This window comes from Paracoccus sp. (in: a-proteobacteria) (genome assembly GCF_035556475.1).
GTDB lineage: Bacteria > Pseudomonadota > Alphaproteobacteria > Rhodobacterales > Rhodobacteraceae > Paracoccus.
Genome location: NZ_DATMFA010000140.1, coordinates 24,706 through 47,199 on the forward strand (window position 1 = coordinate 24,706; position 22,494 = coordinate 47,199).

Annotated in this window: 19 protein-coding genes and 1 other annotated feature; of the genes, 12 read left to right on the plus strand and 7 right to left on the minus strand. The window is 64.2% G+C overall.

From position 1 onward, the window contains the following. Nucleotides 1-192: 192 nt before the first annotated feature. Nucleotides 193-1,419 (plus strand): MFS transporter, encoded by a 1,227-nt coding sequence (locus tag VNQ78_RS19715; RefSeq protein ID WP_325693141.1) that lies wholly within the window; start codon nucleotides 193-195, stop codon nucleotides 1,417-1,419. A 25-nt stretch (nucleotides 1,420-1,444) separates the two neighbouring features. Here the strand turns inward: VNQ78_RS19715 and VNQ78_RS19720 are convergent, their stop codons facing one another. Further along, a complete protein-coding gene (locus VNQ78_RS19720; protein WP_325693144.1) occupies nucleotides 1,445-2,209 on the minus strand; it encodes a hypothetical protein in 765 nt (254 codons plus the stop codon). A gap of 417 nt (nucleotides 2,210-2,626) precedes the next feature. Between VNQ78_RS19720 and VNQ78_RS19725 the strand changes: the two genes are divergently transcribed. Beyond that, nucleotides 2,627-4,060, plus strand: coding sequence for an NAD-dependent succinate-semialdehyde dehydrogenase (locus VNQ78_RS19725; RefSeq protein ID WP_325693148.1), 1,434 nt, complete (start codon nucleotides 2,627-2,629; stop codon nucleotides 4,058-4,060). A 52-nt stretch (nucleotides 4,061-4,112) separates the two neighbouring features. On the opposite strand, the gene VNQ78_RS19730 is transcribed toward VNQ78_RS19725, so the two are convergent. The 4 genes from VNQ78_RS19730 to VNQ78_RS19745 form a co-directional block, all read right to left on the minus strand. Beyond that, on the minus strand, nucleotides 4,113-4,496 hold the full coding sequence (locus VNQ78_RS19730; protein ID WP_349255700.1) for a DoxX family protein: 384 nt from the start codon (nucleotides 4,494-4,496) through the stop codon (nucleotides 4,113-4,115). Between the two features lie 119 nt (nucleotides 4,497-4,615). Then, a complete protein-coding gene (locus VNQ78_RS19735) occupies nucleotides 4,616-5,734 on the minus strand; it encodes an FUSC family protein (protein WP_325693151.1) in 1,119 nt (372 codons plus the stop codon). Further along, a complete protein-coding gene (locus VNQ78_RS19740) occupies nucleotides 5,731-6,195 on the minus strand; it encodes a MarR family transcriptional regulator (RefSeq protein ID WP_325693154.1) in 465 nt (154 codons plus the stop codon). The genes VNQ78_RS19735 and VNQ78_RS19740 overlap by 4 nt, the downstream gene beginning before the upstream one ends. Nucleotides 6,196-6,270: 75 nt before the next feature. Further along, nucleotides 6,271-7,728 (minus strand): Na+/H+ antiporter NhaC family protein, encoded by a 1,458-nt coding sequence (locus VNQ78_RS19745; RefSeq protein ID WP_325693157.1) that lies wholly within the window; start codon nucleotides 7,726-7,728, stop codon nucleotides 6,271-6,273. Between the two features lie 329 nt (nucleotides 7,729-8,057). On the opposite strand from VNQ78_RS19745, the gene VNQ78_RS19750 reads away from it, so the two are divergent. From VNQ78_RS19750 to VNQ78_RS19780, 7 genes are all read left to right on the plus strand, one after another. Then, nucleotides 8,058-9,437 carry a YfcC family protein gene (locus tag VNQ78_RS19750; protein WP_414694119.1) on the plus strand — a complete coding sequence of 460 codons (1,380 nt, stop codon included), beginning with the start codon at nucleotides 8,058-8,060 and terminating at the stop codon, nucleotides 9,435-9,437. 53 nt (nucleotides 9,438-9,490) lie between these two features. Continuing rightward, a complete protein-coding gene (locus tag VNQ78_RS19755) occupies nucleotides 9,491-10,723 on the plus strand; it encodes an arginine deiminase (RefSeq protein WP_325693160.1) in 1,233 nt (410 codons plus the stop codon). Between the two features lie 67 nt (nucleotides 10,724-10,790). After that, a complete protein-coding gene (locus VNQ78_RS19760; protein WP_325693162.1) occupies nucleotides 10,791-11,792 on the plus strand; it encodes an ornithine carbamoyltransferase in 1,002 nt (333 codons plus the stop codon). Nucleotides 11,793-11,795: 3 nt separating this feature from the next. Further along, nucleotides 11,796-12,737: a carbamate kinase gene (gene arcC / locus VNQ78_RS19765; protein WP_325693165.1), complete on the plus strand. Its 942-nt coding sequence runs from the start codon at nucleotides 11,796-11,798 to the stop codon at nucleotides 12,735-12,737. Between the two features lie 63 nt (nucleotides 12,738-12,800). Beyond that, nucleotides 12,801-15,515, plus strand: a complete 2,715-nt coding sequence (locus VNQ78_RS19770) for a cation-translocating P-type ATPase (RefSeq protein ID WP_325693168.1) — start codon at nucleotides 12,801-12,803, stop codon at nucleotides 15,513-15,515. 23 nt (nucleotides 15,516-15,538) lie between these two features. Further along, nucleotides 15,539-17,062 carry a SulP family inorganic anion transporter gene (locus VNQ78_RS19775; RefSeq protein WP_325693171.1) on the plus strand — a complete coding sequence of 508 codons (1,524 nt, stop codon included), beginning with the start codon at nucleotides 15,539-15,541 and terminating at the stop codon, nucleotides 17,060-17,062. After that, nucleotides 15,583-15,638, plus strand: a sequence feature (sul1 is cis-regulatory element that is thought to sense ions involved in sulfur or methionine metabolism; They are found in Alphaproteobacteria). Its footprint overlaps the gene before it by 56 nt. Nucleotides 17,063-17,166: 104 nt before the next feature. Further along, nucleotides 17,167-18,186, plus strand: a complete 1,020-nt coding sequence (locus tag VNQ78_RS19780) for a nucleotidyltransferase family protein (protein WP_325693211.1) — start codon at nucleotides 17,167-17,169, stop codon at nucleotides 18,184-18,186. 1 nt (nucleotide 18,187) lies between these two features. On the opposite strand, the gene VNQ78_RS19785 is transcribed toward VNQ78_RS19780, so the two are convergent. Beyond that, a complete protein-coding gene (locus VNQ78_RS19785) occupies nucleotides 18,188-18,625 on the minus strand; it encodes a MarR family winged helix-turn-helix transcriptional regulator (RefSeq protein WP_325693174.1) in 438 nt (145 codons plus the stop codon). A gap of 134 nt (nucleotides 18,626-18,759) precedes the next feature. Between VNQ78_RS19785 and hmgA the strand changes: the two genes are divergently transcribed. Beyond that, on the plus strand, nucleotides 18,760-20,139 hold the full coding sequence (hmgA, locus tag VNQ78_RS19790; RefSeq protein WP_325693177.1) for a homogentisate 1,2-dioxygenase: 1,380 nt from the start codon (nucleotides 18,760-18,762) through the stop codon (nucleotides 20,137-20,139). Between the two features lie 39 nt (nucleotides 20,140-20,178). On the opposite strand, the gene VNQ78_RS19795 is transcribed toward hmgA, so the two are convergent. Continuing rightward, nucleotides 20,179-20,640 (minus strand): Lrp/AsnC family transcriptional regulator, encoded by a 462-nt coding sequence (locus VNQ78_RS19795; RefSeq protein WP_325693213.1) that lies wholly within the window; start codon nucleotides 20,638-20,640, stop codon nucleotides 20,179-20,181. 137 nt (nucleotides 20,641-20,777) lie between these two features. On the opposite strand from VNQ78_RS19795, the gene hppD reads away from it, so the two are divergent. Further along, nucleotides 20,778-21,890: a 4-hydroxyphenylpyruvate dioxygenase gene (hppD, locus tag VNQ78_RS19800; protein ID WP_325693180.1), complete on the plus strand. Its 1,113-nt coding sequence runs from the start codon at nucleotides 20,778-20,780 to the stop codon at nucleotides 21,888-21,890. Between the two features lie 36 nt (nucleotides 21,891-21,926). Further along, complete coding sequence (locus VNQ78_RS19805; RefSeq protein WP_325693183.1) at nucleotides 21,927-22,289, plus strand: Rieske (2Fe-2S) protein; 363 nt, start codon at nucleotides 21,927-21,929, stop codon at nucleotides 22,287-22,289. Nucleotides 22,290-22,494 lie beyond the last annotated feature (205 nt).

The following is a 22,494-nucleotide window of genomic DNA, read 5'->3' on the forward strand; positions in this document are numbered from 1 at the left end:
AGATCCAGCCATGCCCTGAGCGAAAACCTGCCTTGCGTCACCAATGGTTCTTGTTGGGATCGCAACCAACTAAGCATGGGACGAGGCCCTTCCCGTTTCGCGATCGCAACGCCGCAAGGCATAAGGACGCGCGCAGCAGGATAAGACAGCCAGCACCCTTGCGGCAGCCCGCTGCAGAACCGGAGAAGCCCGATGGATCCTGTGCGTTCCGCACGGCGGCGCCAGCTTTTTTGCTCGCTCGCGATATTCGCAGCACTTCTGGGCAGCACCGCGCCAAGCCCGCTTTATCCGGTCTATGCCGAGCGGTTCGGGCTGAGCCATGCGATGAATACGACGGTCTTTGCCGTCTATGCCATCGGCACGCTGCTGGCCCTGCTGTTTTGCGGCGCGCTGGCGGCGCGGGTGCGCGACCTGCGCGCGATCCTGTTGCCGGGTCTTGCGATCACGGCGACAGGCGCGCTGGTCTTTGCCTTCGCGCAGGATCTGCCGATGCTGCTGGCCGGGCGAGCGCTGAACGGTTTCGGGACGGGGATGATCACCGGCATCGCCTCTGCCGCGATCTATGGCCTGGCGGCACCCGGTCGTCAGCGGGGCGCCGCGGCGCTGGCGACGCTGGCTTTCACCGCAGGCGCAGCGGGCGGCCCCTTGCTTACCGCAGCCGCGCTTTCGCTGAATATCGCGCCGACCGTCACACCGTTCATCGCCATCGTCGCCGTGGCCCTGCTGGCCATTGCGGGCCTCATGTCCTCGGGGGCACTGGCCGGAGGCGCGCCCCGCAAGCCTGAGGCAACACCCCCCTCCGCCGAGGACGGGGTGATGTGGAGCAGCTTCCTCCTTGCCTGCCTCGGGATCTTTTCGGCCTGGACGCTTGGCGCGATGCTGATGGCGCTGGGGGCGGATCTGGCGCATGAGGTCTATGGTCTGCAATCGGCCGCCATAGCCGGGATGGTCGCCATGCTCTTTCAGGCCTCGGGTGGCATGGGGCAGGCGATCTTCGGCACGCTCCAGCCGCGCCTCTCGCTTGGGGTCGGGCTGACGGGGATCGCGCTGGCTCAGGCCGGGCTGGTTCTTGCGGCGATCTGGGGGCTGGGAGGGGTGATGCTGGCCCTCATGCTGCTTTGCGGGCTTTCCTATGGCGCAACTTTCGTCGGTGCGCTCAGCATGGCCAGCGCCTCGTCCGGCGATGATCGTCGCGCCGCCCTGCTCTCACGCTTCTATATCTGCGGCTATGCTGCCAATGCCGGTCCGCCGCTGGTGATGGGCGCCTTTGCCGATCGGATCGGCCTGCAGGCTGCGTTCTTCGGCTTTTCCGCGATCCTGATCCCGCTTGCGGCAATCGGCGTGGTCCTGGTGCTGGTGGCAAAGACCCCTCACCCACATCAATGCCCCGAGATCGAACAGGCCGACACCGGCTGCTGATCTTTGCCGACGGGCAGCCGATGCGCTAGGGGCGGGCGCGAAACTCCTCCACCGCCTCCTCGGCCACCTGCTGAAGCGCGGCGGCCAGATCGGCGGGCACGCGCGGATAGGGTCCGTCCTTTCCTTTCAGCACCAATGGCAGGCCGACCGGGGATTCTCCGGTCAGGGTGGCGTAATGGACCATGGTGATGAAATACCAGCCGTTGGGATTGGGATGGATGTTGTCGTCGAACACGTCCCGGATCGAGGACATTCCCGGCACCCGCCCCTCACCGATCGCTTCCTGCAGATGGACCATCGCGACCCCCGCCGGAACCAGCTGCATGGGGTTCTTCAGTTCCGGCAGGCCGGCATTCACGTCATCGACGATCTTCTGCCAGATCGGCAGGTCCGCCACGATCCGGTCCCGCCATGCCTGCGGATCGTCGATATCGTCCCAGGTCTGGTAGAGATATGACCTGACCTCCGGGTTGGCCTTCGCCGCCAGCTCGACCCAGCGCTTCGCGTAATCCGGGGATTCGTGCCATTCGACGGTCGTGGCCAGCGGGACGCGCTCGGTGATGACGAGGGCGTCGACCGGATGCGCGGACAGCCATGCCCTGCCATCCACGCCCTGCGCGGTCGCGCTGTCCCGCCACAGGATCTGCAGCGGTGCGCCATTGATCAGCGAATATTCGACCGGCGCATCCAACACCGCGGACATCCTCTCGGGCAGGTTCGGGCTGACGAGGCTGTGCCCGATGTAAAGCGCCGAGATCCCCTTGATCAGGAGTTGCAGGATGGCCGGCATCGTCAATCCTTTCCGCGCTGGTTGCGAAGCGGTGGCCGACCTCCTGCACCGCCGATGCCGCCCGGCCTTCCAGCGATTGGAGGAGACGGCTTCGTCATCGTCAAGCGGAATTCGTGGGGTGGGTTGGTCCCATGTCGTCGCGCGCACTCGCCCGTGGTCAGGGCGCTCAACCCGACAAACGCCATGCTGGCGCCGGATCCCGGGGAACCGCGTTGACAGCCTCCGATGCCAGACCTACCGTCCGCGGCGATCCGTGGCATCCTTCCCGCGCCTTGGCGACCCTTTAGGCTGAACGAAGGCGGAACTGCGCGACATCCCTGACCACACATGGCCCGTCCTCACCTGCGCAGGCCGGCGGGCCGTCGAATCCCGGCGGATGGCCGTGACAGCCGCCACTATACGAAACTGGAGAGCAGAATGTCCTATCCCACCCCGATGATGTTCATTGCCGGCGAATGGTGCCCGGCCTCGGACGGGGCCAGCCAGCCGGTGCTGAACCCCGCGACCCAAGAGGTTATCGGACATGTGCCTCTGGCCACGGCGGACGATCTGGACCGCGCCGTCGAGGCCGCGGTCAGGGGCTTTGCCGTCTGGCGCAAGGTCGGGGCCTTCGACCGCTACAAGATCATGCGCAAGGCCGGCGAGCTTTTGCGCGAACGCGCGCCCGCGATCGCGCGCAACCTCACGATCGAGCAGGGCAAGCCTCTGGCCGAGGCCATGGTCGAGACCCTCAGCTGCGCCGATGTGATCGACTGGTTCGCCGAGGAAGGCCGCCGGAACTATGGCCGCATCGTTCCTCCGCGCGCATCGAACATCCACCAGCAGGTCATCCGTGAGCCGGTGGGGCCGGTCGCGGCCTTCACGCCGTGGAACTTCCCTCTGAACCAGGCGGTCCGCAAGATCTCGGCGGCGCTGGCGGCGGGATGCTCGGTCGTGATCAAGGCGCCGGAGGAGACGCCGGCCAGCCCGATGGCGCTGATCCAGGCCTTTGTCGATGCCGGCGTTCCGGGCGATGTGCTGAGCCTCGTCTTTGGCGAGCCTGCGATGGTGTCGAACCATCTGATCCCGCATCCCGATATCCGCAAGATCTCGTTCACCGGATCGACCGCGATCGGCAAGGAGCTTTCGGCGCTGGCCGGGCGCCACATGAAGCGCAGCACCATGGAGCTGGGCGGCCATGCCCCCGCCATCGTCTTTGCCGATGCCGATGTGGATCAGGCGGCGAAGCTCCTTAGCATGAGCAAGTTCCGCAATGCGGGGCAGGTCTGCGTCTCGCCCACCCGGTTCCTCGTCCATGAGAATGTGATGGACCAGTTCCTTGACCGCTTCCAGACCGCAGCCGCCGCCCTGAAGGTCGGGGATGGGCTGGAAGACGGCGTAACCATGGGACCGCTGGCCCATGCCCGCCGCCTGTCCGCGATGGAGGAGATCGTCGGCGATGCGCGCGAGAAGGGGGCGGAAATCCGCCTCGGCGGCGCGCGGCATGGCAACAAGGGCTATTTCTTCCAGCCGACGGTCATGACCTCGGTTCCCGAGGACGCGCGGATCCTGCATGAGGAACCCTTCGGCCCGATCGCGCCCATGATCCCGTTCCGTGACGAGGAGGCCCTGATGACCGAGGTGAACCGCCTGCCCTATGGGCTGGCCGCCTATGCCTTCACCGCCGCAGCCGAGACGCGGGCCATGCTGGCCGACAGGGTCGAGGCCGGGATGCTGACCATCAATCATCTGGGTCTTGCTTTGCCCGAGGTTCCGTTCGGCGGGATCAAGGATTCCGGCTATGGTTCGGAAGGCGGGACCGAGGCGCTGGACGCCTATGTCAACACCAAGTTCGTGACCCAGACGGTCTGAACCTGTCCTGCGCCCGTCCTGACGGGCGGGCGCATACCGCAATGACCAGCGACTAGCGCGAACGCCCGTCCAGTGCGAGCGCCCCCGGACCCGTGGTCACCAGCATGAGGAACACGAAGCAGAACAGGACCGCCGCATCCCCGCCATTGGCCGCCGGATAGGGGCTTTGGGGCGCATGTACCAGAAAATAGGCGAATGCCATATGACCGGACAGGATGAAGGCGACGGGGCGGGTGAACAGCCCCAGAATGATCATCAGGCCGCCCACGATCTCCAGCCCGGCCGAGACCAGCAATAGCGTGGAAAGCGTGCCCGGGCCGGGCACCGGGAAGTTCAGCAGCTTCTGTGTTCCATGCTCGAGATAGAGCAGACCCGCCACGATCCTCAGAAGCGCGATTGCATAAGACTGTAGGCCGTTCAGAGTGTTAACCATCATGGTCCTCATGCCACAGGATGTCCTGCGCCCCAGTCAGGGGCAGCAACCCGGCAAAAGCAAGCGGCGCGGTGGGCAGCGCCCCGAAAAACCGGGGGCCGCTTGCACCGGCGACACACCGGTCAACCCTTGGGCGCACCATGATGCCGCGCCAGATGCACCCGGTCGTCGACGCTCGAGAACAGGACGGCGATGACCATGCCCAGCGTGACACCGAGGAGCGTGTCCCACACCCGCTCGGGCGCCATGGCGGGGCCGGAAACATGCGGCGCGGCCAGATGGCTCATCAGAAGCGCCATGGGCGTGATCAGGATCTGCCCCAACCCGTAATTGCTGCCGATGATCACCTCGGTCGCGAATTGCAGCAGGATCAGGATGCCGATCAGGCTCCAGGCCGAGGGGTCGTGGGTCAGGATCAGCCAGACGACAAGCGCCCCGGCCATTGTCCCGACCATGCGTTGCAGCGCGCGGTTGAGGCTGAGATGCAGGTGCTGTCCCTGAATGACGGCGATGGTGCCCATCGCGGCCCATGCAGGATGTGGCGCGCCGAGCGCATGGCCCACCAACCCCGCAATCGCCGTCCCGAGCGCGATGCGCGCCGAGGCCAGCAGCCGATGGCCAAGCGGACGCTCGGGTTCGGAGGGAAGGGGCCTGTCCGGTCCCGCAGCGTGACGGATGCCTTCGGTCGCGATGCAGACGACCAGCCCCAGCACGGCGACAAGGCCGGTGGCGAGGACGCGGGCGGCGATATCCTGCAAGTCCCCGCCATGCCCCATCGAGGCCCCGGCGGCAAAGACAAAGATCAGGACGCCCGGCGGCCCGAACTGACCGGTGACCGAGACGAAGAAGAACACACCCGACAGCACGGCCAGCAGCAGCAGTTGGACCACGGCCGAGGCCCCGGCCCAGACCGCCAGCGACATGGTGAGCACCGCAGAGACCTGCACGAGGCCGCAGAGCAGCACGATCCGCGCGCGCCGCCCCTCGGGTGCGAACCGCCCGAACAGCGCGACCAATGCGCCGAGCGCCGCGAAGCCCGCCAGATCGCTATAGGGCGAAAGCTGCATAATCGGCAGGGCAATCGCCAGCGTCAGCGCAGCCTGAAACCCGGCCAGCGCCGAGTTGCGCAGCGATGGCTGGCGAACCAGTGCCATGCTGTCGCGCATGTGATGGGGCCGCATCAGGTGGCGGACGGCGCGAAAGCGGCCGGGGGCCAGAGCGGTTTCGGTCGTCTCGCTCACTTTGTCGCCTCGCTCTCGGTCAACCCGATGAGCCGGCGCTCGATCGTCTGAAGACTGTCCAGCATATCGGCGATCTGCGCATCGCTCAGGTCGATCAGCAACTCCTCCTCGGCGCGGCTAAGCTGGCGGCGGATCTCGGCGACACGCGCCCTGCCCTTTTCGGTCAGGTGGATCAGCTTGGCGCGCCCGTCGGTCGGATCTGACTGACGCTCGACCAGGCCCTCGCGGCACAGGAAATCCAGGATTCGGACAAGGCTCGAGCCATCGACCCCGACCAGCGCCGCCAGATCCTTCTGGCTGATCCCGCCGCCCGTCTCCTGCAGATGGACCAGCGGCAGCCAGCTGGCATCCGTCAGCCCGGCCTCGGCCAGACGCAATTCCAGCGTCCGCCTCCACTTGCGGGCAAGAATCGAGAAGCGGATGCCGAAACGGGCGCGGGGGGAGGTCGGATCATGGGTCATGCAGGAGAGATAGGAAAATATGATTTGAATTGCAATGCAAATCATATTTAGCCCAACGCGAGGCCGCGCTGACCGTCACGTGTCGGCCTCTTCCGGCGCTTTCAGCATCCGCCAGCCCATCACCCCGAAAAGAATGGTGATCAGGGGGTTCAGCAAATTGAAGAACGCATAGGGAATGTAGTCGATGGTGGCGATCCCCAGCGTCGCCGCCATATAGGCCCCGCAACTGTTCCAGGGGACCAGCGGGCTTGTGACCGTCGCGGAATCGCCCACCGCGCGGGACAGAACCACGGGGGCGAGGCCCAGTTTCCTGAAGGCCTTCTGAAACAGCTTTCCGGGCAGGACGATCGAGATGTATTGATCCGATGCCAGCACATTGGTCCCGATCGCAGCCACCACCAAGGCGACGATCAGCCGGCCGGTGGTCGTGGCGCCGCGCAGGACGGGCGCGAGGATGCGGTTCAGCGCGCCGATGCGGTCGAGAATGCCCCCAAAGCTCAGCGCGGCGAGGATAAGCCAGACGGTGACGAGCATACTCTCCATCCCGCCCCGGCTGAGGAGGATATCGAGAGATTCCTCGCCGGTATGCGAGACGAAGCCATTGGCCAGCGCGATCCACACGCCCTTGACCAGAACCAGCACCCTCGGCAAGTCACCGGCATCGGGAACCGAGCGGATGACCGCGTCGGGGTTCAAAAACACCCCGAGCAGCCCCCCGACGATGGCCCCGGTAAAGATGGTCAGAAAGGGCGGAACCCGCAGCAGGGCCATGGCCAGCACCACGACCAGCGGCAGGAAGGCCAGCGGCCCCTTGTTCAGCGCGGCGAGATCTCCGCTGAGGTCGGGGACATAGTCGCTGGGCTGACCCAGCAGCCAGAAGGCGACGAAACACAGCAGAAGCGTCGGGATCGAGGTCCAGAGCGTCTCGACGATATGCGTATAGAGGTTGGCCCCCGCCGCGGCCGTGGCAAGATTGGTCGCATCCGACAGCGGCGAGGATTTGTCGCCGAAATAGGCGCCGGAGATGATGGCGCCCGCGGTGATCGCCGGGTTGAGGCCCATTTCGACCGAAACGCCCATCAGCCCGATCCCGATCGTGCCCGCCACCGTCCAGGACGATCCGATGCAGATCGCCACCGCGGCGCAGATCACCACCACGGAAATGTAGAAATAATGCGGCGACAGAACCTTGAGCCCCCAATAGACCATCGTTACCAGGGTTCCAGACATCGCCCATGTGCCGATCAGCGCCCCCACCGCCATCAGGATGAAAAGCGCAGGCAGGCCGGTGCCCACGCTTTCCAGCGCCGCCGCGCGCATGTTGTCAAGCGAATGGCCAAAGCGCAGCCCCACCAGCACGGTCACGACAGCGGCGATGACCAGGGCAATCTGATTCGCGCCGCCTGCGGCCTCGTCCCCGAAAAGCGCATAGGCAAGCGCCAGCATCGCCACCAGCGCCACGATCGGCACAAGCGACCAGCCAAGTGTCGGCGTCGCTCCGGCCTGCGGGGCGGGCACGTCATCATCGCTCATCGACTCTCCCTTTCGAACCGGATCGGGCCACGGTTGGACCGCCATGCGCTGCGGTGACGGGGCTTATACTTGCGCACCAGAACCAACGGGATAGCAAGTCGAATTAATGTGAGCAATTGCAGCAATCCGAAATCGTTTCGATCACAATTTGCGCTCATATCCCACGAAAGTCATTGACTAAGAACATTCTCCGGGGTGGAGTGTGAACGGCAACAGATGCCCCTACGATTTTCGACTCGTCAAGATAATCATATCGGGAGGTCGCCATTCGTAATTTTCGCTTTCCCACAGCTTTCACGATCCTCTTTGCCTTAATTGTCATCGTTGCGATTCTGACGTGGATCGTGCCAGCCGGCGTGTATGAGCGCGCATTAAATCCCAATCTCGGAGCGGAAGCGCCTGTCCCGGGAACCTATCACAACGTGGACCCGAATCCCCAGGGACTGACATCGGTCATTCTTGCTCCAATCGCGGGCATGTATGATCCGGGGCTGCTCGGCTCCAGCTCCAGCGCCGCCATCGACGTCGCCCTGTTCGTGCTGATCATCGGCGGCTTCCTTGCGGTCGTCACCAAGACCGGCGCGATCGACGCGGGGATCGGCGGCCTGCTCCACAAGCTCAAGGGGCGGGAGATCCTGATGATTCCCATCCTGATGATTGCCTTTGCGCTGGGTGGCACCAGCTATGGCATGGCCGAGGAGACGCTGGCCTTCTATGCGCTGGTCATCCCTGTATTCTTGCGGGCGGGCTATGACACGGTTACCGGTGTCGCGGTTATCATGCTTGGCGCGGGGATCGGAACATTGGGGTCGACCTTCAATGCCTTCGCCACGGTCGTCGCATCGCAAGGCGCGGGCATTCCATTTACCACCGGCATCGTATTACGGTTCGTGATTCTTGCTGCCTGCCTTGCGATCGGTATTCTATATGTGATGCGTTACGCCCGCCGGGTGCAGGCCGAACCCTCGCGATCCATCGTTGCGGATATGGCAACCGAAAACCGCAACTTCTTTCTCAAGTCATCCGAGGAGGAAGGCGATAACCTGCCCGAGCTGACCACAATTCGGAGCGTTATTCTCGGGCTCTTCGGTCTGACTTTCGTGGCGATGATTTACGGCGTCGTCGCGATGGACTGGTGGATGGGCGAAATGTCCGGCCTGTTCCTTGCGATGGCCATTGTCGTCTGGATCGTCGCCAAATTCGGCCCGGAAACACGCATGGATGAAAAAACGCTTGTCGATACCTTTGTCGACGGCGCGCGCGACCTTCTCGGGGTGGCGCTGATCATCGGCGTCGCGCGGGGCGTCGTCGTGATCATGGATGCAGGCAAGATCACCGACACGATCCTGCATTCGGCCGAGGAATTCGTCATGGGGCTGAGCGAGATCACCTTCATCAGTGCGATGTTCGTGATCCAGCTTCTGATGTCCTTCCTCGTCCCCTCGTCCTCGGGGCTGGCCACGCTGTCGATGCCGATCATGGCGCCCATGGCGGACTTCGCCAATGTCGGCCGCGATCTGGTGGTGACGGCGTTCCAGTCGGCGAATGGTCTGGTGAACCTCTTCAACCCGACCTTCGCCGTGGTCATGGGCGGCATTGCCATCGGCCGCGTCTCCTATGAGCGATGGCTGCGTTTCGTCTTTCCTCTCGTCCTGATGCTCGCCGTGGTCATCCTCGTCGCGCTGAGCATCGGTGCCCTCGTAAGTTAATTTCCCTGCGGATCCGGCCCATGTGGCCGATCCGACAATCACAGGAGCGCAAGATGCAGTTCGGAGTCCATTCCGAAATCGGTAAGTTGCGGAAGGTGATCGTATCACGCCCTTCGCTGGCGCATGAGCGGCTGACGCCCGAAAATTCCCATGAGCTGCTGTTCGACGACGTGATCTGGGTCCAGAAGGCCCGCTCGCATCACGCCGATTTCGTCCTTCGCATGAAGGATCGCGGCATCGAGGTTTTCGACATTCAGGAATTGCTGGCGGAAACCTTCGATGCCTCGCCCGAGGGGCGCGCGTTCTTCATGGAGCGCCGCATCACGCCAAACTACATCCTGCCCACCGTGACCGAGGCCCTCAAGCCCTGGCTCGACAGCCTTTCGGGCAAGGAACTGGCCCGTCACATGATGGGCGGCGTGCTGATGTCCGACCTGCCGCAGGATCTGCTGTCGCCCTTGCTGAAGACCGCGGTTGAGACCACGACCTTCATCATCCCTCCGGTTCCCAACATGCTGTTCCAGCGCGACCCGTCCTGCTGGATCTATAATGGCGTGACCGTGAACCCGATGTTCTGGCCGGCCCGCAAGCCCGAGACGCTGATGCAGCGGACGGTCTACAAGTTCCATCCGATGTTCCGCGACCAGGATTTCAAGATCTGGTGGGGGGACGAGGATCAGGACTGGGGCAATGCCAGCATGGAAGGCGGCGACGTCATGCCCATCGGCAAGGGCGTCGTGCTGATCGGCATGGGCGAGCGGACGACGCCCCAAGCGGTGGGTCAAGTCGCGCGGGCGCTGTTCCGCAATGGCGCGGCCGAACGGGTGATCGCCTGCATGATGCCGAAATCGCGCGCGGCGATGCATCTCGACACGGTGTTCACCTGCCTTGACCATGACAAGGTGACAGCCTTCCGGTCCGTCGCCGACCAGATCAGGTGCTTCTCGGCCCGCCCCGGTTCTTCGGGTGGCGACGATGTGGACCTGCGCGCCGAAAAGGGCTCGATCTTCGATGTCTACAAGGATGCGCTGTCGCTGAACCGGCTCGAGATCATCGGCACCGGCGGCAACGAGTTCCAGAAGGAGCGCGAGCAATGGGACGACGGCAACAACGTCGTCGCGCTCGAACCCGGTGTCGTCCTTGGTTATGACCGGAACACCTACACCAATACCCAGATGCGCAAGGCCGGTATCGAGGTCATCACCATCGACGGCTCCGAGCTGGGCCGCGGGCGCGGCGGCGGTCACTGCATGACCTGCCCGATCCTGCGCGATCCCGCCTACTGATCCCCGAGCCGGCCGCGCCTGACCGATCGGCGCGACCGGCCCCATGCCATATTCGAGGACTCTTGCCATGTCGTTCAACCTGAAGGGCCGAAGCTACCTCAAGATCCAGGACTTCTCGCAGAGGGAGATGCACTATCTCCTCAATCTGGCGCGAGACCTGAAGCGGGCGAAATACAGCTACTCCGAACAGCCGGCCCTGATCGGGCGCGAGATCTGCCTGATCTTCGAAAAGACCTCGACCCGGACCCGCTGCGCCTTCGAGGTCGCGGCCCATGACCAAGGCGCCCATATCACCTATCTCGATCCCTCGGGCAGCCAGATCGGCCATAAGGAGTCGATGAAGGACACCGCCCGCGTGCTGGGCCGCATGTTCGACGCGATCGAGTATCGTGGTTCGGACCAGAAGAAGGTCGAGGAGCTTTCGACTTTCGCGGGCGTGCCGGTCTATAACGGCCTGACCGATGACTGGCACCCGACGCAGATGCTGGCCGACATGCTGACCATGGTCGAACATGCCGACAAGCCGCTCAAGGACATTTCCTATTGCTTCATCGGCGATGCCCGCAACAACATGGGCAACTCGCTGCTGATGCTCGGGGCGATCTTCGGGATGGATGTGCGGATGATCGCGCCGAAGTCCTTGTGGAACCACGAGGAAGTGATCGAGGCCGCAAAGGAACGCGCCAAGGAAACCGGCGCCCGCATCACCATCACCGACAATATCGACGAGGGCGTCAAGGGCGTGGATTTCGTCCATACCGACGTCTGGGTGTCGATGGGCGAGCCGAAGGAGGTCTGGGGCGAGCGGATCAAGCTCTTGCTGCCCTATCAGGTCAACCGCGCCCTTCTCGACAAGACCGGGAACCCGCAGGTCAAGTTCATGCATTGCCTGCCGGCGTTCCACAACACCGAGACCAAGGTGGGCCAGGACATCTTCGACCAGTTCGGCATCTCGGAAATGGAAGTGACCGAGGAGGTGTTCGAAAGCCCGGTGAACATCGCGTTCGAGCAGGCCGAGAACCGGATGCATACCATCAAGGCCATCCTGGTCGCCACGCTGGGGGGCTGATCCATGTCCCGCATCGTGGTGGCCCTCGGGGGCAACGCGCTTCTCCGCCGGGGAGAGGCGATGACGGCCGAGAACCAGCGCAGAAACGCCCGCCTCGCCGCGGAAGCGCTTGCGCCCCTCTGCCTGGAGCATGACACCGTCATCACGCATGGTAATGGCCCGCAGGTCGGCCTGCTGGCCCTGCAGGAGATCATGAATACCGAGGTCGAGGACTATCCCCTCGACGTTCTCGTCGGCGAGACGATGGGGATGATCGGCTATATGATCGAGCAGGAACTGGGCAATTTCCTGCCGCTCGATCATCATATCGCCACGCTGCTGACCATGATCGAAGTCGATCCCGACGATCCGGCCTTCGCCGACCCGACCAAGTTCATCGGCAAGGTCTATTCCGAGGAAGAGGCAAGGCAGGAAGAGGCCAGCAAGGGCTGGACGATGAAGCCCGACGGCAAGTACTGGCGCCGGGTCGTCCCCTCGCCCAAGCCGAAGCAGATCTTCCAGACCGAGGCGATCAAGTGGCTTCTGGAAAAGGGCGTCACCGTCATCGCCGCGGGCGGCGGCGGCATCCCGACCATGTACAAGCCCGGCGAGGAGCGAAAGCTGGTCGGGATTGAGGCTGTGATCGACAAGGATCTGGCCTCATGCCTTCTGGCCAAGGTCATCAATGCCGATACGCTGGTGATCGCGACGGATGCGGATGCGGTCTATCTGGACTGGGGTACCCCTGAACAGCGGGCGATCCGCGCGATCACCCCGGACGGGCTCGACGCCTATGACTTCCCGGCGGGTTCGATGGGCCCGAAGGTGCAGGCCGCGCAGGACTTCGCCCGGGTCAGCGGGCAGAAGGCGATCATCTGCTCTCTCAAGGGGATCTCGGCCGCCCTGCGGGGCGAGGCGGGAACCACCGTCAGCAATGCCAGCACCGAAACGATCGTGAACGGCTAGAAGATCGAGAGGCGGCCCGTCCTGCCGGGGCGACGGCAGGGGCCGCCTTCAGGAAAGGTTGAGATGACAGATCGCGTGACTGCCGATGCCCCCTGGGCGATCGGTGCCGATGCCGTGGCCTTGGGGCTGGGGGTGGACCCGGAACAGGGGCTTTCCCCCGAGGAGGCACAGGCGCGGTTGGCCGCCCATGGCCCGAACCGGCTGGCCGCGACCCACACCACCCCGATCTACGTGCTTTTCCTGCGCGAGTTTGCGAACCCTCTGCTGATCGTGCTGCTGATCGGCGCGGCGGTCTCGCTGCTGACCGGTCATACGATCGACGCCATCGCCATTGCCACCATCGTCGTTCTGAACGCGATCATCAGCTTTTATCAGGAATACAGCGCCGCCCGCTCGCTTGCCGCGCTGCGCGAAATGGCCTCGCCGCTTGCCTTCGTCAAGCGCGGCGGCAATTGGGAGGAGATCCCCGCCGCCGACGTGGTCCCGGGGGACATCCTGCGCCTCAAGGCGGGCGATATCGTGGCGGCGGACCTGCGCTTTTTCCGCGCCGCGCAATTCGCCGTGGACGAGGCCGCGCTGACCGGCGAATCCGAGCCGGTGGACAAGGGCATTGCCCCGATCGACGACCCGGAACTGACGCTGGCCGACCGGGTCAATATGGGCTTCACCAGCACCAAGGTCACGCATGGCACGGCCGAGGGCATCGTCACCGCCACCGGCATGGACAGCGAGGTCGGCCATATCGCCCACCTGATGACCACCGCCGAGGAACCGAAAACCCCGCTGCAGACCCGGATCGAGAAGCTGTCGAAGATCCTGATGGCCATGGCGATCGGCGTAGTCGCCGTGGTCATCGGCATCGGGATCTTTCACGGCATGGCCCCGCTCGAGATGCTGAATACCGGCATCTCGCTTTCGGTGGCGGCGATCCCCGAGGGCTTGCCGACCGTCGTGACCATCGTGCTGACGCTCGGGTCAAAGCGGATGGTGCAGAACAATGCGCTGGCGCGAAAGCTTTCCTCGGTCGAGACATTGGGCACCACCTCGGTCATCTGCACCGACAAGACCGGGACGCTGACCCAGAACCAGATGCAGGTCATGCGGCTCTGGGGCGGCGGCAAGACCTGGACCGTGACCGGAGAGGGTTTCGATCCGCATGGCAACTTCCTCGATCCCGCGGGAAAGCCCGCCGTGCTGGATCAGGAGCCGGGCTTGCGCGATCTGCTGGAGATCGCGGTCTATTGCAACGACTCCGTGCTGACCGAGGTTGACGGCCGCGCGGCCATTCAGGGCAACCCGACCGATGGCGCGCTGGTCGTGGCCGGGGCCAAGCTGGGCATCACCCGCGACGGGTTGATCGAACGGAATTTCCGCACGCAGGAAGTCTTCCCCTTCGATTCCGAGCGCAAGATGATGAGCATGCGCGTCGCGTTGCCCGACGGAACGCATCGGCTGATCGCCAAGGGCGCGCCCGACGTGCTGGTCGCGCGGTCGCAGGGCGTGCTGATCGACGGCGTGGTCCAGCCCCTGACCGGCGAGGCTCGGGCCGAGGTCGACCGCGTCATCGCGGATTTCGGGGGCCGGGCACTGCGCACGCTCGCCGTCGGGTTCCGGCCGCTCGACGGGGCCGGCATCAATCCTGACGACCCGGAGCGTGAGCTGGTCCTGACCGGCATCTTCGGCATCATGGATCCCCCGCGCCCAGAGGTCAGCGAGGCGGTCGCCGAGGCCCGGACGGCCGGCATCCGCACCGTGATGATCACCGGCGACCACGCCGTCACCGCCCGCGCCATCGCCGAGCAGATCGGCATCATGACCTCGACCGACCAGACGGTCCATACCGGGGCGGAAATCGACCACATGTCGGATCTGGAACTGCGCGGCATCATGCCCCATGCCGCCGTCTTTGCCCGCGTCACGCCCGAGCACAAGCTGCGCATCGTCAAAGCGATGCAGGCCAATGGCGAAGTCACCGCGATGACGGGCGACGGCGTGAACGACGCGCCGGCGCTGCGCACCGCCGATATCGGCGTCGCCATGGGCATCACCGGGACCAACGTGGCCAAGGACAGCGCTGCGCTGGTGCTTCTGGACGACAACTTCTCGACCATCGTGAAGGCGGTTCGCGAGGGGCGGCGGATCTATGGCAACCTGCTGAAATTCGTGCGCCAGGCCCTGACCGCCAACGTGGCCGAGGTTTCGACCATCCTTTTCGCCTTCCTGCTGATGGGCGCGGACCCCCTGATGCCGCTGACCCCGCTGATGGTGCTTTGGGTCAACCTCGTCTCGGACGGCATCCCCGCCCTTGCGCTTGGCTTCGAGGAATCCGAGCCGGACGTGATGGAACACAAACCCCGCCCCCGTGACGAGGACATCTTTGCCGGTGGCCTCAAAGAGCGGATCGTCATCCGGGGGTTGGCCGTCGGCGCGGTCAGCTATTACTCGTTCACGGTCGGTCAGGGCATGGGACTCAGCCTCGAGGCCTCGCAGACCATGGCCTTCGCGACGATCATCTTCGCGCAGCTCTGGCACATCTTCGACGCGCGGACCACGACGACGCTGTTCCGCAAATCGCCCTTCGGCAATTCCAAGCTGCTGATGGCCATTACCCTGTCGCTGGTTCTGTCGGCCATCGCCATCTATACGCCCTTCGGCAATCTGGTCATCGGGACCGAAAGCCTCAGCGCCCGCCTGCTTCTGGGCTGTGCCTTCATCGCCGCGCTGCCGACTTTCGTGCTGTCTGGCCTGAAGGAGATCTTCGGCTTCAAGTTCCTCTGACCCCGGCGAGGGCTTGCCGCCTTATGGTTGGCAATCCCCCCGTCAAGCTCTATGAGGAAGCAAATCACACGGACCCGGTGCAATTCCGGGTGGCTATTCCGGCCGCCGATCCGCCGGACAACACCACATCCCCGTCCCTTCACATGAACAGATCACGGCACTACCTGCGTCAGTGGCAGGAAAACCCTGTTTCGGAACTCCTTGCCGGCGCAGTCGCTACCTTCGCGCTGATCCCCGAGGTCATCGCATTCTCCTTTACCGCCGGCGTCGATCCCGAAGTCGGCCTGTTCGCCTCCTTCGTGATCAGCATCGTCATCGCGATCTTCGGCGGCCGTCCGGCGATGATCTCTGCCGCGGCGGGTTCCGTCGCGCTGGTCGCGGCGCCCTTGGTGCGTGAACATGGCCTCGAATACCTGCTTGCGGCGGGGCTGCTGGCCGGGCTTCTGCAGGTGGCGTTCGGCATTCTCCGCCTCAGCTCGCTGATGCGCTATGTCTCCAGTTCGGTCCGCACCGGCTTTGTCAACGCCTTGGCAATCCTGATCCTTGCCGCGCAGTTCCCGCATATCATCGGGGCCGGGGCCGCCGGCTATGCGGTGATCGCAGCCGGGCTCGTGATCATCTATCTTGCGCCGCGCCTGACCACGCGCATCCCCGCGCCGCTGATCTGCGTGGTCGTGCTGACGGCGCTCTGCGCGCTCGTTGGGGTCGAGGTGCCGACGGTCGCGGATCTGGGCCAGTTGCCGCAGGGATTGCCGGTTTTCGCGCTTCCCGAGGTTCCCGTCGATCTGGACCTGCTGCGGATCATCTTCATGCCGGCGCTTGCGATCGCCATGGTGGGCCTGCTTGAATCGCTGATGACCGCCACGGTGGTCGACGACCAGACCGGGACGCCCTCCGACAAGGATGCCGAGGCGCGGGGGCTGGGCCTTGCCAATGTCGCGGCGAGCCTCTTCGGAGGCATCGCCGGCTGCGGCATGATCGGCCAGACCGTTTCGAACGTGAAATATGGCGGGCGGGGCCGGCTTTCGACCATGGCGGCGGGCGCGATCCTGCTGCTGCTGATGGTGTCTTTGAAGGGTGTGGTTTCGCAGGTGCCGGTCGGCGCGCTGGTCGCGATCATGATCATGGTCTCGATCGACACGTTCGACTGGGCGTCACTGCGGCGGCTGCGCCGCGCTCCGCGCATGTCCAATCTGGTGATGCTGGCCACGGTCGCCGTCACCGTGGTCAGCCACAACCTGTCGCTGGGCGTGCTGACCGGCATCCTGATGAGCGGGGTGTTCTTTGCCTCGAAGGTCGCCGCCATGCAAAGCGTCACGCGCGAGGGCGACACCTATACGGTCGAGGGGCAGATCTTCTTCGCCTCGGCCGATGCCTTCATCGACGCCTTCGACCCGCTGGAGCATGACGGGCCGGTCAGGATCGACCTCAGCCGCGCGAAGATCTGGGACATTACCGCCGCCGCGGCGGTGGAAAAGGTCCGCGACCGCTTTGCCCGTCACGGGCTGCCGGTCACGGTCGTAGGCCTTGGCGCGGGGCCTGCCTGAGCCACGCTCAAGATTATGTGCAGCAAATATTTATTTGATGCACACTTGCTTTCATGTGCAGCAAGTTTCTAATTGATGCACATGAAAAGCCAAAGGTGAACGACATGCAGATCATGGCCCAGAGCCGGCCGGCGGTGGCCGCATATCAGGATCTTCTGCGGCTTCATCTGGATGAAAACGCCTCCGGCCTGATCGGCACTGTCGAGGAACGGCACCGCAATGGCCGCACCTATCTTTATGAGCGTTTCCGCATCGGCACCGAGATGCAAAGCCGCTACCTGGGCGAGGACAAGCCGGAACTGCGCAAGCGTCTGGAGCGCGCAGAGGCGCTGAAGGCCGAGGCAGAGGAACGCCGTCGGCGCATGAGCCGGCTTGCCCGGACCCTACGCGCCGAGGGGTTCAGCGCCACCGACCGGGAAACCGGCTCGATGCTTCTGGCCTTTGCCCGCGCCGGGGTGTTCCGGCTGGGCGGCACGCTGGTCGGCACTTCGGCCTACGGGCTTTATCAGGGCGAGCTGGGCGTGCGGATGGATTACGAGCAACTGGCCCAGACCGGCGACATCGACTTTGCCAGCTTCGAGCGGCTCTCGGTCGCGCTTGAGGACCGGGTCGAGGAAAGCCCGGCCCAGATCCTCGCCGCGCTCAAGTTCGATCCGGTCCCCGGCATCTCGGACCGGCAGGTCTGGAAGTGGCGGCAGAGCCATTCCGAAGCCATGGTCGAGTTCCTGACCCCTGCCTTCGGTGACGAGACGGTCAAGCCCCTGCCCGCCCTTGGCGTCAGCGCGCTGGCCCTGAATTATCTGAATTTCCTGATCGCCGAGCCGATCCCTGCCGTCGCCATCTATCGCTCGGGCGTTCTGGTTCAGGTGCCCCGGCCCGAGCGTTTTGCTATCCACAAGCTGATCGTGGCCGATCGCCGCATCGGCGGCCCGGACCAGTTGAAGGCGCGAAAGGACCGGGCACAGGCGGAATTCCTGATCACCGTCCTCGCGCAGGACCGCCCCGACGATCTGGCCGAGGCCTATGAGGACGCCCTGTCCCGAGGCCCCCGCTGGCGCCAGCGGATCGAGGCGAGCCTCGCGCGGATGCCCGAAACGCGCGAACGACTTGCCGTGCTGGGTTGAGCTATGCCTCGTCCGCCCCGTTCGTGGTGATCAGCCGGTCCAATGCCGCGTCCAGTGCCGCGGCCTGATCGCCCAGTTCGGCGCGCAGCCGGTCCTGAAACTCCAATGCCAGCGGGGCAAGGCGATCCATCAGCGCCCGCCCCTCGGGCGTCAGTTGCAGCACGATCAGGCGACGATCAGAGCCGTGGTCGGATTTCTGGACCAGCCCGGCCTCTTCCAGACGGGTGGCTGCCCGGCTGACCACGGATTTGTCCAGGTTGACCCGGTGGTGGATGTCGCGGATGCTGACCTCTGCCGACTGGCCAAGATGGGCCAGAACGCGCCATTCCGGAACGGTGAGTCCCGCCTCGGCGGCATAGATCATCGCAAAACGGCGGCTGACCTGCGCCGCCGCGACGCTAAGCCGATAGGGCAGGAACTCATCCAGGTGAAACGGCATCGGCAAATTCCTTGTTCTGTCCATTGCATCGACAATAATTTTCGCCACCGCACAAGAAAAGATTGCTTCGTTGTGACGGCAACGGTATATTCGTTGCAACAGCAATGAAATTCGTCAGCGATGGAGGGCGCCCCATGACGATCCAGGAACTTCCCAACGGCATGGTCCGTGCGGCAACGACCAGCGGCACCCATGAAGGCTATATGCCGGGCTTCGGCAACGACTTCGAGACCGAGGCGCTGCCGGGCGCGTTGCCGCAGGGCCAGAACAGCCCGCAGAAATGCAATTACGGCCTTTATGCCGAGCAGCTCTCGGGCACCGCCTTCACCGCGCCGCGCGGCCAGAACGAGCGGACATGGTGCTATCGCATCCGCCCTTCAGTCCATCATACCGGCCGTTTCAGCCCGATCGACGTGCCCTATTGGAAGACCGCGCCGAACATCCTGCCGCATGATCCCCACCGCAAGAACATCATGTCGCTGGGCCAGTATCGCTGGGATCCGATCCCGGTGCCGGATCAGGACCTGACATGGATCACCGGCATGCGCTCGATCACCACGGCGGGCGACGTGAACATCCAGGTCGGCATGGCCAGCCATGTCTATCTGGTTACGAAGTCCATGCAGGACGAATATTTCTTCTCGGCCGACAGCGAGTTGCTGGTCGTCCCGCAGGAGGGGCGGCTGCGCTTTTGCACCGAGCTCGGGATCATCGACCTTGAGCCCAAGGAAATCGCCATCATCCCGCGCGGCCTCGTCTATCGCGTCGAGGTGCTGGAAGGCCCCTGCCGCGGCTTCGTCTGCGAGAATTACGGCCAGAAGTTCGACCTGCCCGGCCGCGGCCCGATCGGCGCGAACTGCCTTGCCAATCCGCGCGACTTCAAATGCCCCGTCGCAGCCTTCGAGGACAAGGAGACCCGCTCGCGCGTGGTCATCAAGTGGTGCGGCCAGTTCCACGAGACCTGGATCGACCACAGCCCGCTGGACGTGGTGGCGTGGCATGGCAATTATTGCGCCTATAAATACGATCTGCGGACCTATTCCCCGGTCGGCGCGATCCTGTTCGACCATCCCGATCCGTCGATCTTCACCGTGCTGACCGCGCCCTCGGGTCAGGAGGGGACGGCGAATATCGACTTCGTGCTGTTCCGCGAGCGCTGGATGGTGGCCGAGCATTCCTTCCGCCCGCCATGGTATCACAAGAACATCATGTCCGAGCTGATGGGGAACATCTACGGCCAGTATGACGCCAAGCCGCAGGGCTTCGCGCCGGGCGGCATCAGCCTGCATAATTGCATGTTGCCGCATGGCCCGGACCGCAACGCCTTCGAAGGCGCCTCGAATGCCGAGCTGAAGCCCGAGAAGCTGGACAACACCATGTCTTTCATGTTCGAGACCCGCTTCCCTCAGCACCTGACCGAATTCGCCGCGACCGAAGCGCCGATGCAGGAGGAATATATCGAGGTTTGGGACCATCTCGAGAAGAAGTTCGACGGAACGCCCGGCGTCAAGTAATGCCCTTTCGGCGCGCGGGCTGAACCGCGCGCCCACCCTTCAGCCCAGCGGCACGCCCCGCTCGTCCTTCAGTGTCCGCAGCACGATCTCTGACCTGACCTGCGAGACCTGCGGATGGGGCAGCAGATGGCGATGGATGAAATCGGCGAAGGCCTCAAGGTCGCGGGTCCGCACGTCCAGCACATAATCGGCATCGCCCGCGACCGAAAAGGCCGAGCGGATCTGCGGATGACTGGCCACGAAGCGGGCGAAGTCGTCCTCCTTGGTCTGGCCGTGGCTGGAGAGGTTCACCCGGATCAGCGCGCGCAGCCCATAGCCCAGCTTTGCCGCGCTCAGCCGCGCCGAATAGCCCTCGATCACCCCCGCCTGCTCCAACGCCGCCCGCCTGCGCGAGCATTGCGAGGCCGAGAGATTCACCACCTCGGCCAAGGCGGCATGGGTCATGGCCCCGTCACGCTGCAAGGCCACCAGAATCGCCACGTCGAAGCTATCGAGCTCCATATCCTGCACGATGCTCCTGTTTCATGCGGGTTTCGTGCATAATCTTGGCCAAACCCACGCATTTCGCAAGCATCACGCATGTTTCCTGCGCCATCATGGCTCAATCGTGACCAGATCGCATCGACAGGAGGCAGCTCATGGGTCCATTTCCGCATGACGCACCCAAGGCGACCATCAGCAAAGCCAATCCCGCCGGGACCGATGGCTTCGAATTTGTGGAATTCGCCCATCCGAAGCCGGAGGTGCTGGACCGGATATTCCGGCAGATGGGCTTCGTCCCGGTGGCGAAGCACAAGGGCAAGGACATCACCCTCTACCGTCAGGGCGACATCAACTATCTGCTGAACGCCGATCCGGCCTCGCATGGGGCGGAGTTCGTGAAGCAGCACGGCCCCTGCGCGCCGGCCATGGCGTGGCGCGTGGTCGATGCGCAGGCGGCGCTGAAACGCGCCCTCGACCTCGGGGCCGAGGAATATACCGGCCCCGGCAAGTCGATCGAGACGCCCGCGGTCTACGGCATCGGCGGCTCGCTGCTCTATTTCATCGACAAATATGGCGATGCGGGCAGCGCCTATGAGGCGGATTTCGACTGGCTGGGCGCGCCGGACCCGAAACCCGAGGGCTTCGGCTTCTACTACCTCGACCACCTGACCCATAACGTGATCCGCGGCAACATGGACACCTGGTACAAGTTCTACCACGACACGTTCAATTTCCGCGAAATCAAGTATTTCGACATCAAGGGCAAGCAGACCGGTCTGGTCAGCCGGGCGCTGACCTCTCCCGATGGCAAGATCCGCATCCCGATCAACGAATCCACCGACGATCACAGCCAGATCGAGGAATACCTGCGCGAATACAAGGGCGAGGGCATCCAGCACATCGCCATCGCCTCGAACGACATCTATGCCGGGACCGACCTGATCCGCGAGGCGGGGATGGAGTTCATGCCCGGTCCCCCCGACACCTATTACGAGATGTCGCACCGCCGCGTGAAAGGGCATGAAGAGCCGCTGGACCGGATGAAAAAGCACGGCATCCTGATCGACGGCGAAGGCGTGGTCGGCGGGGGCGAAACCCGCATCCTGCTCCAGATCTTCTCGAAAACGGTGATCGGCCCGATCTTCTTCGAGTTCATCCAGCGCAAGGGCGATGACGGCTTTGGCGAGGGGAATTTCCGCGCCCTTTTCGAATCGATCGAGGAAGACCAGATCCGCCGTGGCGTGCTCAGCGCCAATCCGGCTGCATGAGGGCATGGTCCCGCCCCCGGCGGGATCGTTTCACCCTTGGCCTGGTCCGATTACCGCTCTGCCCCGCCGCCGGGCACGCCGATCTGCCGCCCGGATGAGGTCGGCGGCATCCGCAGCCTGACCGTCGAAACCGAGAGGGGAAATTTCCCGCTGCTGATCCTGCGCGCGGGCGAGGGTTGGCGCGCCTATGTGAACGCCTGTCCGCACCAATACCTGCCGCTGGATCACCGTGGCGGGCAATTGCTGTCCGCGGACGGCACGAAACTGCTCTGCACTGCCCACGGCGCACGCTTCGACATCCATACCGGCGCCGCGATCGACGGCGCGGATTGCGGACTCGATCCGGTGCCGTTGGAGCAGCAGGGCGACATGCTGGTGATCGGCGTGACGCAGGACTGAGGGCGACCGCATCGCGATTTCGAACCGGGTGCCGGGGGGCGTTAACCGCGCATTAACCCCTGCCGGCTATCAGGCTGGATTATATGATATAACCATGACGGCTCTCGTCCCCCGCCATATCCATCCCCGTGCCAGCGACGGGGCTTATGCAACTCGAAATAGAAATGAACCGGGAACATCGCCAAACAGCAGTGAAAACTTGCGG

Coding starts and splice junctions, on each gene's coding strand:
- VNQ78_RS19730 (WP_349255700.1), bottom strand. CDS start 4,496: ATGATGGTTAACACTCTGAACGGCCTACAGTCTTATGCAATCGCGCTT.
- hppD (WP_325693180.1), top strand. CDS start 20,778: ATGGGTCCATTTCCGCATGACGCACCCAAGGCGACCATCAGCAAAGCC.
- VNQ78_RS19725 (WP_325693148.1), top strand. CDS start 2,627: ATGTCCTATCCCACCCCGATGATGTTCATTGCCGGCGAATGGTGCCCG.
- VNQ78_RS19745 (WP_325693157.1), bottom strand. CDS start 7,728: ATGAGCGATGATGACGTGCCCGCCCCGCAGGCCGGAGCGACGCCGACA.
- arcC (WP_325693165.1), top strand. CDS start 11,796: ATGTCCCGCATCGTGGTGGCCCTCGGGGGCAACGCGCTTCTCCGCCGG.
- VNQ78_RS19770 (WP_325693168.1), top strand. CDS start 12,801: ATGACAGATCGCGTGACTGCCGATGCCCCCTGGGCGATCGGTGCCGAT.
- VNQ78_RS19785 (WP_325693174.1), bottom strand. CDS start 18,625: ATGCCGTTTCACCTGGATGAGTTCCTGCCCTATCGGCTTAGCGTCGCG.
- VNQ78_RS19775 (WP_325693171.1), top strand. CDS start 15,539: ATGGTTGGCAATCCCCCCGTCAAGCTCTATGAGGAAGCAAATCACACG.
- VNQ78_RS19715 (WP_325693141.1), top strand. CDS start 193: ATGGATCCTGTGCGTTCCGCACGGCGGCGCCAGCTTTTTTGCTCGCTC.
- VNQ78_RS19780 (WP_325693211.1), top strand. CDS start 17,167: ATGCAGATCATGGCCCAGAGCCGGCCGGCGGTGGCCGCATATCAGGAT.
- hmgA (WP_325693177.1), top strand. CDS start 18,760: ATGACGATCCAGGAACTTCCCAACGGCATGGTCCGTGCGGCAACGACC.
- VNQ78_RS19755 (WP_325693160.1), top strand. CDS start 9,491: ATGCAGTTCGGAGTCCATTCCGAAATCGGTAAGTTGCGGAAGGTGATC.
- VNQ78_RS19740 (WP_325693154.1), bottom strand. CDS start 6,195: ATGACCCATGATCCGACCTCCCCCCGCGCCCGTTTCGGCATCCGCTTC.
- VNQ78_RS19795 (WP_325693213.1), bottom strand. CDS start 20,640: ATGGAGCTCGATAGCTTCGACGTGGCGATTCTGGTGGCCTTGCAGCGT.
- VNQ78_RS19760 (WP_325693162.1), top strand. CDS start 10,791: ATGTCGTTCAACCTGAAGGGCCGAAGCTACCTCAAGATCCAGGACTTC.
- VNQ78_RS19720 (WP_325693144.1), bottom strand. CDS start 2,209: ATGCCGGCCATCCTGCAACTCCTGATCAAGGGGATCTCGGCGCTTTAC.